This window comes from Alteromonas sp. ABH4_453, assembly GCF_056160665.1.
The window spans coordinates 498,447-513,870 of the sequence record NZ_JBSWXP010000003.1 but is presented as its reverse complement, the minus strand read 5'-3'; the positions used below and the strand labels follow the sequence as shown (position 1 = coordinate 513,870).

14 protein-coding genes are annotated in these 15,424 nt (G+C 43.9%); 10 read left to right on the top strand and 4 right to left on the bottom strand.

The window, feature by feature from the left end; translation table 11 throughout:
* Positions 1-75 precede the first annotated feature (75 nt).
* Both sppA and ACXAGV_RS08545 read left to right on the top strand, forming a co-directional pair.
* Positions 76-1,941, top strand: a complete 1,866-nt coding sequence (gene sppA / locus ACXAGV_RS08550) for a signal peptide peptidase SppA (RefSeq protein ID WP_474872874.1) — start codon at positions 76-78, stop codon at positions 1,939-1,941.
* A 48-nt stretch (positions 1,942-1,989) separates the two neighbouring features.
* Positions 1,990-2,481 (top strand): SprT family zinc-dependent metalloprotease, encoded by a 492-nt coding sequence (locus tag ACXAGV_RS08545; RefSeq protein ID WP_474872927.1) that lies wholly within the window; start codon positions 1,990-1,992, stop codon positions 2,479-2,481.
* Between the two features lie 71 nt (positions 2,482-2,552).
* Here the strand turns inward: ACXAGV_RS08545 and yfbV are convergent, their stop codons facing one another.
* Entirely contained in the window at positions 2,553-3,002 is a 450-nt protein-coding gene (gene yfbV, locus ACXAGV_RS08540; protein WP_474872873.1) for a terminus macrodomain insulation protein YfbV, read from the bottom strand.
* Between the two features lie 574 nt (positions 3,003-3,576).
* Between yfbV and trxB the strand changes: the two genes are divergently transcribed.
* The 4 genes from trxB (at position 3,577) to infA (ending at position 6,353) form a co-directional block, all read left to right on the top strand.
* Positions 3,577-4,542 carry a thioredoxin-disulfide reductase gene (trxB, locus tag ACXAGV_RS08535; protein WP_239257594.1) on the top strand — a complete coding sequence of 322 codons (966 nt, stop codon included), beginning with the start codon at positions 3,577-3,579 and terminating at the stop codon, positions 4,540-4,542.
* A gap of 51 nt (positions 4,543-4,593) precedes the next feature.
* Complete coding sequence (aat, locus tag ACXAGV_RS08530; protein WP_474872872.1) at positions 4,594-5,340, top strand: leucyl/phenylalanyl-tRNA--protein transferase; 747 nt, start codon at positions 4,594-4,596, stop codon at positions 5,338-5,340.
* The gene (locus tag ACXAGV_RS08525) at positions 5,337-6,059 is read left to right on the top strand and encodes an arginyltransferase (RefSeq protein ID WP_474872871.1); all 723 of its coding nucleotides are present in this window, start codon (positions 5,337-5,339) and stop codon (positions 6,057-6,059) included. The genes aat and ACXAGV_RS08525 overlap by 4 nt, the downstream gene beginning before the upstream one ends.
* A 75-nt stretch (positions 6,060-6,134) precedes the next feature.
* Positions 6,135-6,353, top strand: coding sequence for a translation initiation factor IF-1 (infA, locus tag ACXAGV_RS08520; RefSeq protein WP_014949333.1), 219 nt, complete (start codon positions 6,135-6,137; stop codon positions 6,351-6,353).
* Between the two features lie 168 nt (positions 6,354-6,521).
* Here the strand turns inward: infA and clpA are convergent, their stop codons facing one another.
* The gene (gene clpA / locus ACXAGV_RS08515) at positions 6,522-8,798 is read right to left on the bottom strand and encodes an ATP-dependent Clp protease ATP-binding subunit ClpA (RefSeq protein WP_474872870.1); all 2,277 of its coding nucleotides are present in this window, start codon (positions 8,796-8,798) and stop codon (positions 6,522-6,524) included.
* 24 nt (positions 8,799-8,822) lie between these two features.
* A complete protein-coding gene (gene clpS, locus ACXAGV_RS08510) occupies positions 8,823-9,143 on the bottom strand; it encodes an ATP-dependent Clp protease adapter ClpS (protein ID WP_014949331.1) in 321 nt (106 codons plus the stop codon).
* 243 nt (positions 9,144-9,386) lie between these two features.
* Here clpS and cspD point away from each other — a divergent pair, with 243 nt between their 5' ends.
* Positions 9,387-9,605 carry a cold shock domain-containing protein CspD gene (gene cspD / locus ACXAGV_RS08505; protein WP_014949330.1) on the top strand — a complete coding sequence of 73 codons (219 nt, stop codon included), beginning with the start codon at positions 9,387-9,389 and terminating at the stop codon, positions 9,603-9,605.
* 431 nt (positions 9,606-10,036) lie between these two features.
* Here the strand turns inward: cspD and ACXAGV_RS08500 are convergent, their stop codons facing one another.
* Positions 10,037-12,256 (bottom strand): NADP-dependent isocitrate dehydrogenase, encoded by a 2,220-nt coding sequence (locus ACXAGV_RS08500; RefSeq protein ID WP_474872869.1) that lies wholly within the window; start codon positions 12,254-12,256, stop codon positions 10,037-10,039.
* Positions 12,257-12,767: 511 nt separating this feature from the next.
* On the opposite strand from ACXAGV_RS08500, the gene ACXAGV_RS08495 reads away from it, so the two are divergent.
* From ACXAGV_RS08495 to hflD, 3 genes are all read left to right on the top strand, one after another.
* Positions 12,768-13,310: an rRNA large subunit pseudouridine synthase E gene (locus tag ACXAGV_RS08495; protein WP_474872868.1), complete on the top strand. Its 543-nt coding sequence runs from the start codon at positions 12,768-12,770 to the stop codon at positions 13,308-13,310.
* A gap of 352 nt (positions 13,311-13,662) precedes the next feature.
* Positions 13,663-14,790 (top strand): tRNA 2-thiouridine(34) synthase MnmA, encoded by a 1,128-nt coding sequence (gene mnmA, locus ACXAGV_RS08490; protein WP_474872867.1) that lies wholly within the window; start codon positions 13,663-13,665, stop codon positions 14,788-14,790.
* The gene (gene hflD / locus ACXAGV_RS08485) at positions 14,790-15,416 is read left to right on the top strand and encodes a high frequency lysogenization protein HflD (protein WP_014949326.1); all 627 of its coding nucleotides are present in this window, start codon (positions 14,790-14,792) and stop codon (positions 15,414-15,416) included. Before mnmA ends, hflD begins: the two co-directional genes overlap by 1 nt.
* The last annotated feature ends 8 nt before the right edge of the window (positions 15,417-15,424 follow it).

Sequence of the window (15,424 nt, the reverse complement as noted above, 5' to 3'; positions counted from 1 at the left end):
GAACGCAGTACGTGAGTAAGGTATGCCTGATCTACCTTACTCTGGTTAGTTAATTCAAAAAAGGTAGTGACTAAAATGGCAGCCAAAGGAAATTGGACTAAATCCTTATTTATTGGCTTGTGGACGGTACTTAACTTCACCCGCAAACTTTTCTTTAATTTGATATTCATTGTTATTTTTGTTGGATTAATTATCGCCATTGCTGGTCAGGATGATGACCCGCTAACGGTCAATAAGGACAGCGCGCTTTTCCTTACTTTGAACGGCAAACTCGTTATTGAAAAAGAAAGCATTGACCCTTTTGAGCAATTTTTGCAGGAGTCACTAGGTAGCGAGCCCGAAAACCCAGAAGTGCTTGTTCGCGACGTAGTTAAAGTGCTTGAGAATGCCAAAAAAGACCGACGTATAAAAGCCCTTGTTCTAGACCTTCACGGGTTAACAGGCGGCGGTTTAGATAAATTGCGCAATGTGGCCAACGCTATCGACACATTCAAAGAATCAGGAAAACCCGTTTACGCGATTGGCGATTATTTTTCACAAGATCAATATTACCTAGCCGCTCATGCTGACAATATATACCTCAATCCCATGGGTGGATTGATGTTCGAAGGTTACGGACGTTACGGCATGTACTTCAAAGACATGCTTGAGAAGCTTAAAGTCACCACGCACATATTCCGCGTAGGAACTTATAAATCTGCCGTTGAGCCTATCATGCGCAACGACATGTCTGATGAAGCAAAAGAAGCTGAAAAGCAATGGTTAGATGGCTACTGGGCGCAATACAAGTCTGACGTTGCGTCAGCTCGCGGTATTGACGAGTCTAACTTCGATGAAACCTTGGAAGGTCTATTAGCTAAGTTTGAAGCAGCAGGCGGTGACTTTGCTCAGTATGCGCTAGAAAACAACTGGGTTGATGCATTGAAAACGCGCGAGGAAGTGAGATTAGAATTGACCGAGTTAGTGGGTGAAAGTGATAACGAACACGGCGTAAACCTCACTACCTTCAATACTTATCTCAAAGTAGTGAACCCACCCATGCCTGTTATCGAGTCAGACATGGATAAGATAGCCATTGTTGTTGCAAAAGGAACTATTTTAAATGGCAATCAAAAAGCGGGTACCATTGGTGGAGATAGCACTGCACGCTTACTCAGAAAGGCACGCTTAGATGACAATGTAAAAGCTGTTGTTCTTCAAATTGATTCACCGGGAGGCAGTGCATTTGCTTCCGAAGTGATTCGTCAAGAAGTATTGCAGCTTCAACAAGCCGGCAAGCCGGTTGTTGCCTCTATGAGTACTTACGCGGCGTCTGGTGGCTACTGGATTGCAGCAAGTACCGACAAAATTGTTGCCAGCCCAAGTACTATTACAGGCTCTATTGGCGTGTTCGGCATGTTCATGACATACGAAAATTCACTCGACTACCTTGGTATCCATAGTGACGGCGTGGGTTCAACAGAGCTTGCCGGGTTCTCAGCTGTTCGCCCCCTTGCACCTGAATTTGGCCAAATTTTACAGCGCAATGTAGAAAACACTTACGGCAATTTCTTGTCGCTCGTATCTAATGCACGTGACATGTCTGTTGAAGACGTCGATAGCGTTGCGCAAGGTCGCGTTTGGATAGGTGAAGACGCAATTGAATTGGGCCTTGTTGATCAATTAGGCACTCTTGAAGACGCTGTTACTGCCGCGGCAGAATTTGCAGAGCTCGAAAAATACGACACTTTCTATGTTCAACGTACCTTGAGTGCACAAGAAATTTTCTGGAAAGAGTTTTTCGGCCAGGCTATGACGTTTGTAGGCAAGTGGCAGTTTGCTCACGCCGACTCTGCACTAGTTAACGAGTTCAAACGTGTGCTCCAAGAGTTTAGTCTGATAAATAAGCTTAACGATCCTAAAGGTACTTATGTTTTGTGTTTACCTTGTGATGTCGAGTAATATGCATTAAAAACAAGTAAACATAATGACACGTATAGAGGCAGCAAGATCGCTTCAAATGACCTAACTAATGAACAGCGTCGCGTTATAACCGACGCTGTTTTTTATTGCTATGAGCAGGCTGAGCAATATTTTAAACGTAGTTTTGAGCGCCCAACCATCACCTTTAGACGCTCTGGTAAAAATGCAGGCACTGCATTTTTGCAACAAAATCGCGTTAACTTTCACCCTCTTCTTTTCAAAGATAATGTCGATGCGTTTCTTGAAGACGTGATCCCGCATGAGGTCAGTCATCTTTTGGTATGGACTTTGTTTGGCAGGGTCCAACCCCATGGAAAAGAATGGCAGTCGATTATGCAGAGTATTTTTAAGCGCTCGCCATCAGCTACGCATCAATTTGATGTAAAGCAGGTAGTCAAAACCTTTCTATATGTATGTAACTGCGATACTTATGCGTTGAGCACGCGAAGACACAATAATATATTAAAAGGAGCTCAATACAGGTGCAGGAAATGCCAAAGCCTACTTAAAGCATCTTAATCGCTTTGCAGTTCACCAAATCCCCCCTCTTTACCCTGTCTAGCTCTCGACTAGGTGAAACTTAGCTTTTTTTAGTTAAACCAATGCTTGGTAAAAGCATTGTCTAAATCGTTAAACGCTGTTTTAAGAAGCTGCGCGAGTTCTTTGTACTTGGGTTTGGACTTTGCTTTACTCACACTAACGCCTTGCGTACGCATTTTTGAATGGATTTCTTGGTACCAGCTTTTGAGTTGTGGCGGAAGGTATTGGTCTGATCGGTGCCCTAGCCATAACAAGCCCTGCACGGGCAGACTTAAGAAAAAAGCGCCAATGGTAATAGTTTGAGGGATATAATCTGTGCCAAGGTTTTGATACAAAAGTGCGCACGACACCATAGCGACAGGCGGCATTGTTTTTATCGCAAATTTGGTCGCAGCCACAACCCGGCACTCTGGAAAAAAGGCGTAGAGCTCTTTTCTAACAGGCCATGTCTTCATGTACTGCTGACCGTTTTTCAACATTGTCATTACTGATTGAGACATGGCTCACCTCTTCTTTTTTGGTACGTACATCTAAATTGTAAACGGCTTTTTTGGCATTACAATTTTATTGCGCTTTTTTCACACATATTGGCAGTGCTATACACACTAATCACTGTGATTTAATTTTATCAAATAAGATCGCGTAATGGATCATTAAGTTTCATTGCAATCTTGGTGCGCTTTCATGAAAAGCCGAATATTATTTATAGATATTTGTTCTGCGATTCGATGCAGTTACTAAGGCTTAAACAGCATTACGCACTCTTGCTCGTAAAGGTACTACAAAGTTAAAACGAGCTTAATAATTAAATGGTATAAATTGAACTTATCTTTAAGTGACATTTTTCTCTCTTAAAGGCATCATATAGCGCTTAAGCCCAAACAATGTGCGGCATGGCTTTGTTGTTACTTTTATTTAAACGAGTTAATGATGAACCTGACGATGCTGCACTGGCATACTACTATAATAAAAGTAACTAGGTGTTGTGCTTGATTTACGAATTTTCGCCCCTACCTAGCTTTCTAAGAGAATTTTATAAGTAACCCACGGCGGGTGAATTATTTGGAGAGGAAAATGGCAGAAAGCAGACACGTCCGTCTACTTATCTTGGGTTCAGGCCCAGCAGGTTATTCAGCAGCGGTTTATGCTGCACGTGCAAACCTTAAACCTGTACTGTTAACTGGTATTCAACAAGGCGGACAGCTTACTACCACAACAGAAGTAGAAAACTGGCCGGGCGATCCTGAAGGCCTAACTGGCCCAGATCTAATGGTACGTATGCAAAAGCATGCAGAGAAGTTCGACACCGAAATCATTTTCGACCATATCAACAAAACTGATTTTTCAAAGCGTCCTTTCACGCTTTATGGCGACAGCGGCACTTATACGTGTGACGCACTGATCATTGCCACAGGTGCCTCTGCTAAATACCTTGGCCTGGAGTCAGAGCAAGCCTTTATGGGTAAAGGCGTATCTGCCTGTGCAACCTGTGATGGTTTTTTCTATCGCAACCAAAAAGTAGCGGTTATCGGCGGCGGTAATACTGCAGTTGAAGAAGCACTATATTTATCGAATATTGCGTCAGAAGTTCACGTTATTCATAGAAGAGATAGCTTTAGAAGCGAAAAGATTTTAGAACAGCGTCTTCGTGACAAGGCGGAAAATGGTAACGTTGTACTTCACCTAAACCGTACGCTTGACGAAGTGCTTGGTGATGAAATGGGCGTAACTAAAGTTCGCATTAAAGATACCAACAGTGATGCAACAGAAGAGATTGATGTAATGGGCCTTTTTGTTGCTATAGGTCACAAGCCAAACACTGATATCTTTGATGGCCAGCTAGAAATGAAAGACGGCTATATCGTGGTGAACAGTGGCACTAACGGAAACGCAACGCAAACTAGCGTTGAAGGTGTATTTGCTGCCGGAGACGTGAGCGATCACATTTATCGTCAGGCTATTACTTCTGCAGGCACGGGCTGCATGGCTGCATTAGACGCTGAAAAATACTTAGATGGTACTATGCCTGAACAAGGCTAATATTGTCTTCCTAAGCCCTGTATTTCTGCAGGGCTTTTTTCCGGCCTATTTATGATAGCGTTACATTACATTGAAGAAGGCGCTCCCTTCCCTTCTGTAGAGACCGCCTTAGACGACCCTAACGGCCTATTAGCATTCGGTGGTGATCTTGGTCCTGCCCGTTTATTTTCAGCTTACTCTCAAGGCATATTTCCCTGGTTTAGTGATGACGAACCCTTACTATGGTGGTCTCCTAACCCAAGAGCTATCATCGAACTCGACAACTTTGTTGCATCAAAAAGCCTCAAGAAACTTGCTCGAAAGCGAAAATACACAGTAACGTTAAATCATGCGTTTGACCGCGTCATTGAAGCTTGTTCATCAACCCCTCGCAAAAATCCTGATACAGGGGAATTAAACAGCGAAACATGGATAACTGATGACATGATTGCAGCCTATCGGCAGCTTAACGGTTTGGGTTTAGCGCACTCAGTGGAAGTATGGGATGGCGATACACTAGTGGGTGGCCTATATGGCGTTGGAATTGGTAAAGTCTATTGCGGTGAATCGATGTTTCATAAGGAAAGTAATACGTCAAAGCTTGCTATGTTGGCGTTAGTTGAGCACATGAAGTCTCAAGATATGGCCTTTATTGATTGCCAGCTTCCTACTGATCATTTGGCATCCCTTGGTGCAAATACGTTACCACGTGAAAACTTTATTGAAAAACTGGAAAACAACAACCACACTTTAACTGAAGACGGTAGGCTGTCAGAAGACTACCTTAATCGTTGGAAGCCAAGAGTGATTACTCCGTGAAGTTTGGTATAACCCAATCATTTTCATGTAGCTATTTGCCCGATGAGCAAGAGCAATTATTAGTATACGCCGAAAATAATGATTTTCAGGCGTGGCGATACTCGCAACTTATTCAAGTGGGATTTCGACGAAGCGGTGAACAAATTTACCGTCCACACTGTTCAGCGTGTAAGGCCTGTAAATCGGTACGGATACCCGTTGATGCTTTTACGCCTTCTCGCAGTCAAAAAAGGCTACTAAAAAGAAATAAAGGGTTTCGCGTTGAGTTGGTAGATCAAACCAAAGACACCTACTACCCGTTGTACGAGCGCTACATTACAGAGCGACATGCTGACGGAAGTATGTACCCGCCATCAAAAACACAATTCGATAACTTTATACGATGTGATTGGATGCCTACCCACTACCTTGAGGCATACGACGGTGACAGGTTGATTGCAGTAGCCGTAACTGATGTGGTCGATGCCAACGAAGACATGGGAGCACTCTCTGCTCTGTATACTTTTTTTGACCCCGACTATAGCTCAGTGTCGCTAGGTACTTGGATGATACTCATGCAAATTGAGCAAGCAAGGAATTTAGGGCTTCAATACGTATATCTAGGCTATTACGTAGAGGGCTGCCAAAAAATGTCTTACAAACATAAATTTTTGCCATTTGAGCAGTTTAGTGACAATGAATGGCATCTATTTACTAAAAATAGTAAAATACCCACTTAATTGCTTTACACCGAACCCAAGATTGGGTAAGGTCTGCGCGGCAAAAATTTTGAATTACTGAGGTAACTGCTTTACATGGCAAAAGAAGATTGTATTGAAATGGAAGGTACTGTGTTGGACACGCTACCTAACACTATGTTCCGCGTTGAACTAGAAAACGGTCACGTGGTGACTGCACACATCTCTGGTAAAATGCGCAAGAACTATATCCGTATTCTTACTGGCGATAAGGTCACCGTTGAGATGACTCCCTACGATTTGACCAAAGGTCGTATCGTTTATCGCGCAAGATAATGAGCCATTTAAGCGGTAACGCATAAAAAAAGCCCGATCAAGATCGGGCTTTTTCGTATCTAAGATTTACTCGCTTCATCGTCGACAACATTTCATTACAAAGCTAAAAACGAGGAAATAGCGCTCGGTAGACAACACTACATCGACTACCTAACGCTAAATGCTATATCAGCTTGGCTCTGCTTCTTCAGACGTCGCGCCTACCCCTGAGTACTCAAAGGTAAGTTTATCGTCAACGCAATCCACTTTAACGTTTCCGCCCTTAGACAGTTCACCAAACAATAACTCGTTCGCCAACTCTTTCTTAAGATCATCTTTAATAACGCGTGCCATAGGACGTGCTCCCATTGCTTTGTCATAGCCTTTCTCGGCCATGTAAGCACGAGCTGCACTGGTAACCTCAAGCGACACACCCTTCACGTCAAGCTGTGCTTGAAGCTCAATGATGAACTTATCGACCACTTGTAGAATAATTTCCGGATCAAGGTGATTGAACCAAATTATACCGTCTAGACGATTTCTGAATTCTGGCGTAAATACCTTATTGATTTCAGACATCGCATCGTGGCTATGATCTTGTTGCTTAAAGCCAATAGACTTGCGCACGGTTTCCTGAACACCAGCATTAGTGGTCATCACTAATACCACGTTTCTAAAGTCTACTTTGCGGCCGTTATTATCAGTTAGCGTACCGTGATCCATTACTTGAAGAAGAATATTGTAGATATCGCTATGCGCTTTCTCAATTTCATCTAACAAGACTACTGAGTACGGATTTTTAATCACCGCATCTGTTAACAGACCACCTTGGTCGAAGCCTACGTAACCAGGAGGCGCACCAATAAGTCGGCTCACAGCATGACGCTCCATGTACTCAGACATGTCAAAGCGAACAAGCTCCACACCCATAATTTTGGCCAGCTGTTGGGTTACTTCTGTTTTACCTACACCAGTCGGACCCGCAAATAAGAAACTACCGATAGGTTTTGCTTCATTGCCAAGCCCCGAACGTGATAACAAGATAGCGTCATTTAGCGTCTCTATGGCCTTGTCTTGACCAAATACAACCATCTTAAGGTTTCGACCAAGGTTCTTAAGCACTTCTTTGTCAGAGGCTGAGACAGACTTCTCTGGTATACGCGCCATTTTTGCAATAATTTGCTCAATGTCGCCCACACCTATCGTTTTTTTGCGCTTAGAAGGCGGCAACAGACGTTGGCTTGCACCCGCCTCATCCATTACATCAATGGCTTTATCTGGAAGGTGACGCTCGTTGATGTATTTAGCCGACAATTCCGCCGCAGCTTGAATCGCTTTTTGTGTGAAACGTACATTGTGATGCTCTTCGTAGCGACTCTTAAGGCCAAGCAGTATCTTCGTGGTATCGCTGACGCTAGGTTCAGTTACGTCAACTTTTTGGAAACGACGTGCAAGGGCGCGGTCTTTCTCAAAAATACCTTGATACTCTTGATATGTGGTTGAGCCAATACAGCGTAGTTCACCGCTTGACAGCTTAGGCTTAAGTAAGTTGGAAGCATCCATAACACCGCCTGATGCTGCCCCCGCGCCAATAATGGTATGGATTTCATCAATAAACAAAATAGCGTTTTTGTCTTTGCCTAGCTCTTTCAAAATCGCTTTTAAACGCTTCTCGAAGTCGCCGCGATATTTGGTACCAGCAAGAAGGCCGCCTAAATCAAGTGAATACACTGTGCTTTCAGCAATAACATCAGGCACGTCTTCGTTTACTATTCGATACGCTAAACCTTCTGCAATAGCAGTTTTACCCACGCCTGCTTCACCCACGAGTAATGGGTTATTTTTACGACGACGACACAGAATTTGGATCGTGCGCTCTACTTCAGAATCGCGACCAATAAGCGGGTCAATTTTGCCGTCTTTTGCGTGGCGATTAAGGTCGGTAGCGTATTTACTTAACGCAGAACCACCCTCTTCTCCTGCTTCAGCTTCTTCCGATGCTTCAGGGTTAACAGGCTCGTCATCATCGGCTTTACTAACACCATGACTGATAAAATTCACAACGTCTAAGCGCGTTACATCGGCTTTCTTAAGAATGTAAACCGCCTGCGACTCTTGCTCACTGAAAATAGCGACGAGCACATTGGCACCCGTAACTTCGTCTTTACCCGACGATTGTACATGAAAAACTGCCCGCTGAAGCACTCGCTGAAAACCCAGCGTAGGCTGAGTTTCACGTTCGTTTAATTGGTCATCCAGAATAAGTGGCGTCGTATCTTTAACAAATGATAGCAGTTCACTCTTAATCGCCTCGATATCGGCACCACACGCTTTTAGCGCATCACGAGCAGCTGAGTTATCAAGCAATGCCAACAACAAGTGCTCAACCGTCATAAACTCGTGACGGTGCTCTCTGGCAAATACAAACGCATCATTCAACGTTTGTTCTAATTCTTTATTTAACATATTGCTCGCCCTCTACAAAAAACCTTATGCCTGCTCCATCGTGCACATCAACGGGTGCTGATGTTTGCGTGCGTACTGATTTACCTGCATAACTTTTGTCTCTGCTATCTCAGCAGTGAAAATGCCACACACGGCTTTTCCTTGATAATGAACGGTCAGCATAAGTTGGTTGGCTTTCTCAGCGTCCATATTGAAAAACTGCATGAGTACCTCAATGACAAAATCCATCGGTGTATAGTCGTCATTGTTCAACAACACTTTATACATGGGAGGCGGCTGCGGCTTCTGTCGCTGCGCGTCTTTCTGTTTTTCCTTTTCGATACTAATAGCGTTGTCTTTACTCATAACTTAATAATAGTGGTTTACCGGCATATATGTGTACAAACTTTTGTATAAATTTATTCACATTTACCCTTGACATAATATGGTTAAAAAATCTACATTTTGTATGGTGGTTTGAGTATTACACGTTTACCACTTTAAAGCAGGACTTTAAAGGGACTGTTATCAATACTCTTACCCCCGTGTCTCCGGATCTATAATGGGGGCATATACTCGTGAGTTCAAGGATTAAGAGGAAGTCGAAGTATGGCGGTTGGCAAAGTTAAATGGTTTAACAACGCAAAGGGTTTTGGATTTATCGTACCTGAGGACGGTGGTGAAGATATTTTCGCGCATTACTCTACGATTCAAATGGAAGGCTATCGTTCGCTAAAAGCAGGTCAAGAAGTGACGTTCGAAGTACAGCAAGGCCCTAAAGGTCTGCATGCTGAGAACATTGGCTTTAAAGAAGAACCAGAGCGTTAAGAAAAGAATTTATAAAGCCTGACCCTGTGTCAGGCTTTTGCTTTTTTTGCCATTCAAAAAATATAGGTGCAGTAAAGCGCCTGTGCGGATGAGTGCGTTCTAATTTTCCCTACAAAAATAAACATTACGTTATCGTAACGTTAAATGCTAATGCAGAGCAGATAATCAATAAGCTTCGCTCCCGTTTCTTTATCTTCATTTAATGCATATCTTTCTAAGAACATAAAATATTACTCCATACTCATCATTAGCGATAAGCGCACTTTACACACGCTCATTTCGATTTTTAAAGGGCGAGAGGTTCTGGATAAAAAAAACCCTCTCGTTTAAAGAGAGGGCTTTTTAACGTTATTTTGGAATAGCTTCTCAGTTTGTGCTGGAATACCATTCTATGCGCTAGACCTAAAAGCCTAACGCATGTAAGCAACTCACTATGCGCCTAGGATAGCTTTTAGTGTCTTACTTGGAGACATGGTTGCGAAAAGCTTGTCTTCGTCAGGGTAGTAGTAACCACCAATTTCTTGCGCGCTACCCTGTGTTGCATCAATCTCAGCCAAGATGTCGTCAATTTTCGCAGTCAACTCTTCATACACTGGCTTAAATTGCGCAGCTAAATCTGCGTCTTCCGTTTGGTTCGCTACTTCTTCAGCCCAGTATAGACCTAAGTAAACGTGACTACCACGGTTGTCCAACTGACCTGCTTTACGAAGCGGAGACTTACCGTTGTTAAGCAGTTTTTCCGTTGCTTTATCCAGTGCTTCAGCAATAACTTTTGCTTTGGTGTTGCTGTGCTTAATAGCAACATCTTCTAGCGATACAGCAAGTGCAAGGAACTCACCGAGTGAGTCCCAACGCAAGTGACCTTCTTCAACAAACTGTTGAACATGTTTAGGTGCACTTCCGCCCGCGCCCGTTTCATAAAGACCACCACCAGCCATCAATGGAACGATTGATAGCATTTTAGCACTGGTACCAAGCTCTAGGATTGGGAACAAATCAGTCAGGTAGTCACGAAGTACGTTACCTGTTACTGAGATGGTATCTAAACCACGAATTGCGCGTTCCATGCTGTAACGAATAGCGCGTACAGGAGACATAATTTGAATGTCTAGACCGTTTGTATCGTGATCCTGAAGGTACGTTTCAACTTTCTTGATAAGTTGTGCATCGTGAGCACGTTCGTCATCTAACCAGAATACCGCAGGCATGCCAGATTGACGAGAACGGGTTACCGCTAGCTTAACCCAGTCTTGAATAGGTGCGTCTTTCACCTGACACATACGCCAGATGTCACCTTCTTCAACATCGTGAGAGATAAGAACATTTCCGTCTTGGTCAACAATCGACACTGTACCGTCTGCTTCTAGCTCAAACGTTTTGTCATGTGAACCGTACTCTTCTGCTTTTTGTGCCATTAAGCCAACGTTAGGTACCGTACCCATCGTTGTAGGGTCGAATGCACCATGCGTTTTACAGAAATTGATAGCTTCCTGGTAAATAGTTGCATAAGTACTTTCAGGGATTACTGCTTTGGTGTCGTGCGCCTTTCCATCTGGTCCCCACATTTGACCTGAGTTACGGATCATGGCTGGCATAGAAGCATCAACAATTACATCACTTGGTACGTGAAGGTTCGAGATACCCTTGTCAGAGTTCACCATCGCCATTGGTGGGCGGTCGGCATAACATGCATTGATGTCTTTTTGAATTTCTGAACGCTGGCTTTCAGGTAAGCTCGCAATCTTGTCGTAAACGCTACCAAGACCATTGTTAGGGTTAACACCTAGTTCTTCAAACAGGTCGCCCCATTTGTTGAATAGATCTTTGTAGAACACTTTTACACAGTGACCGAACACGATTGGGTGAGACACCTTCATCATAGTCGCTTTCACGTGTAATGAGAAAAGAACGCCAGTGTTCTTCGCATCTTCAATTTGCTCTTCGAAGAACTCGCAAAGCGCCTTCTTACTCATGAACATGCCGTCGATAACTTCGCCAGCAAGGAGATCTACGCGAGGCTTAAGCGTTTTCTTGCTTCCATCTTTGCTAGTGAATTCAATGCTCACGTAGCCGTCTTTTTCTACGGTTACTGACTTCTCGCCAGAGTAGAAGTCGCCACCGCGCATATGTGCAACGTGTGAACGAGAGGCTTGAGACCACTCACCCATCGAATGCGGGTGCTTGCGGGCATAGTTTTTAACCGCTGTCGGTGCACGACGGTCTGAGTTACCTTCACGTAGAACAGGGTTTACCGCACTGCCTAGTACTTTACCGTAACGCTCGCGAATTTCTTCGTCTTCAGCTGTTTTCGGTGAATCAGGAAACACAGGTACGTTAAAGCCTTTTGCGTTTAATTCTTTGATAGTTGCACGCAGCTGTGGAATTGAGGCACTGATGTTTGGAAGCTTGATGATGTTAGCATTCGGGTCTTGGGTCATCTCACCCAGTTCTGCTAATGCGTCTGGCACTCTTTGCTCTTCAGAAAGATACTCTGGGAAATTTGCCAATACACGCGCAGCAAGTGAGATATCGCTTAGTTCTACATCGATATCTGCGGCTGCAGCAAACTTCTGGATAATTGGAAGAAGTGAATATGTCGCCAACATTGGCGCTTCATCAGTCTTCGTATAGATGATCTTAGACTTGGTCATTATATACCTCAATTTTTTCGACAGGGTACTGTCGTTTTTAGTCCATTAGGTCGCAATGACCCGCAACGTTAAGATGTCGCGCCCACAGTCATTGCGAAACGTATTTGATGTTTTCCACCTTCTGCTCTTAGCTGCAAAAGGTCACTTGTTGTATTCTTCCCCGCATATTATTCAATTCCTTATGTTAGCAATATGCATCTCATGGCTTTGCCCTTGACTGCCTAGTCGTACGCAATTTCGAGATACGGTGTATAAGCAAGCCCGCTTATCACTGCTAAAACTGTCTAATAATTATGCAGATGCGCTCTCTTATAAAAATGGGAGCGACCATTAGTATAGGGTCGAAAGTTTGAGTTACAAGTCATACCATTGTCTTAACTTATAAGATCACTGAATTTATCGACAAACTTCGTTGAGCAAACCACTATTTGCGGTTGATTTTCCCATGCGAAGCATCATCATTTGTCGTAAAATCCCCTCGAAATTTTGAAATTAAATAAGCGGAAGTAACATGTCTTCAAACGCTAAAGTGGTGCTTTTTAACAAACCGTTTCAAGTGCTTTCCCAATTCACGGACGCCGACGGCAGAGAAACGCTAAAAGATTACATAGATATTCCCGATGTTTATGCAGCAGGACGACTAGACAGAGACTCGGAAGGTCTACTTGTACTTACTAATGATGGAAAGCTTCAGCACAAACTTGCTAACCCAAAAGCAAAAACCAGCAAGACTTATTGGGTGCAAGTTGAAGGTATTATGGACGAAAAAGCGATGCAGGCGCTGCGTGACGGCGTAGAACTAAAAGATGGAATGACTCGCCCCGCAAAAGTAAAGGCCATGGAAGCACCTAGCGTGTGGCCGCGGAATCCGCCGGTACGCTTTAGACAGTCGATCCCTACTAGCTGGGTTGAAATTACCATTACGGAAGGAAGAAACAGACAAGTGCGACGTATGACGGCGCACGTCGGCTTCCCCACTCTTCGGCTTATCAGATATCGCGTGGGAAATTGGACCATTGATGGTATTGAGAATGGCAGCTTCGTTTACTTTTAAAGGTAATCCAAAATCAAATCCTTGAAATCAGTTGCCTTGACCACACTAAAGAGGCACCGAAACGTTACGGATTTTTAGCGCTGTTAAAGGTTGCTGTTCATTTTTGCATATAGACAATTTTTTACAGCAAAGGACAACGGCCCCTTGGCACATATTTAATTACTTAATCAGATAAGGATTAAATGTGAATTAGCTATCGGAATCTGATAAAATCCGCGACCTCGAAAACGGGCCGATTTGTAAGTGGCTGATTAGTGGTATAGCCCACTGAGTGGGTAAGCGCCTTAGCATATTTATCAACATGTTAATTGGTGACTGATTTAACAAATACGGTTTCTTTTTTATTAATCAAATGAGTGTGCAATCCATAGTGAGTGATATTGAATCTAACGCCAGCAAAAAAGTGATCGTCGGAATGTCCGGCGGTGTCGATTCGTCTGTTTCTGCCTACCTACTCCAACAACAGGGTTATCAGGTTGAAGGTCTTTTCATGAAAAACTGGGAAGAAGATGACAACGATGAATACTGTGCCGCTGCAGAAGATTTAAAAGATGCACAAGCGGTTGCTGACAAACTTGGCATTGAACTGCACACCATTAACTTTGCAGCAGAGTACTGGGATAACGTGTTTGAGTATTTCTTAGAGGAATACAAAGCGGGCCGTACGCCAAACCCAGATATTATGTGCAACAAAGAAATTAAGTTTAAAGCGTTTCTTGAATTTGCAGCAGAAGACCTTGGCGCTGATTACATTGCTACCGGCCACTATGTTCGTCGCCGAGAAGTCGACGGTAAATGGCAAATGCTACGCGGTCTTGATAACAACAAAGACCAAAGCTACTTTCTTTACACATTAGGCGAAGAGCATGTTGCAAAAACGCTCTTCCCTGTGGGTGACATTGAAAAGCCGTTAGTTCGCAAAATTGCCGAGGAGCAAGGTCTTATCACTCATGATAAGAAAGACTCTACTGGGATTTGCTTTATTGGTGAACGCAAATTTAAAGACTTCCTGGCTCGTTACCTTCCAGCTCAGCCTGGCGTTATTGAAACAGCAGAAGGCGAAGAAATTGGCCAGCACGAAGGCTTGATGTATCACACGCTAGGTCAACGTAAAGGCCTACACATTGGTGGTTTAGCCAAATACGGTGACGACCCTTGGTACGTGGTAGATAAAGATGTTGCTCGCAACGTGCTTATTGTGGGCCAAGGCGCCGACCACCCTCGCCTTTACTCTAAAGGCTTGGTGGCAAAGCAGCTACACTGGGTGGATAGAAAAACGATTACAGAGCCTATGCGTGCGGTAGTTAAAACCCGTTATCGTCAGGCCGATATCCCATGTACAATAACGCCAACTCTAGACGACACCATTGAAGTGATGTTCGATGAGCCGCAGAAGGCGGTAACGCCGGGGCAGTCAGCGGTGTTCTACAGTGACGAAGTTTGCCTTGGCGGCGGTATTATTGAGAGTTATATTCGCTGATGTTAGATACCGACATAGAAAATAACCTAGCTCTTGCTGGTGTATGTCAAGCTGCTGCGCTGGTTCAGCAGCTTGCCAGACGAGGTTCTGCCGATAACGAGGCTATAGAGGCCAGCTTATCGAGCATACTGGTTACTGACCCAGAAACACCTCAACAGGTCTTCGGCCAGCTTGCCAACTTAAAAACCGGCTACACCACACTCGCAGCGCAGCTATCTGACAAACAAGCAACAAAAGATACGGAATTAACCCGCTATATTGCTAGTATTCTAGGTCTTGAAAGAAAGCTAGCGAGAAAGCCTAAAGCAATGCAGGAACTGGGCGAGCGCATTTCGCATGTTCAGCGCCAGCTTGCTCACATCGATTTCCAAAACCCACAAATAGTCTCCTCCTTAGCGAGTATTTACAGTGATATCATCAGTCCATTGGCACCGCGTATTCAGGTAGCTGGGAACCCAGATTATTTAAGCCAACCTGCCACTCAGCATAAAGTGCGTGCGCTTTTGCTTGCAGGTGTGAGAGCGGCTGTAATGTGGCGTCAAATGGGTGGAAAGCGAAGAAACATTTTATTTAAACGCAAACACATTCTTAACAGTGCTGTTAAAGCACTACGATTAATAAACTAGTGAGGAGC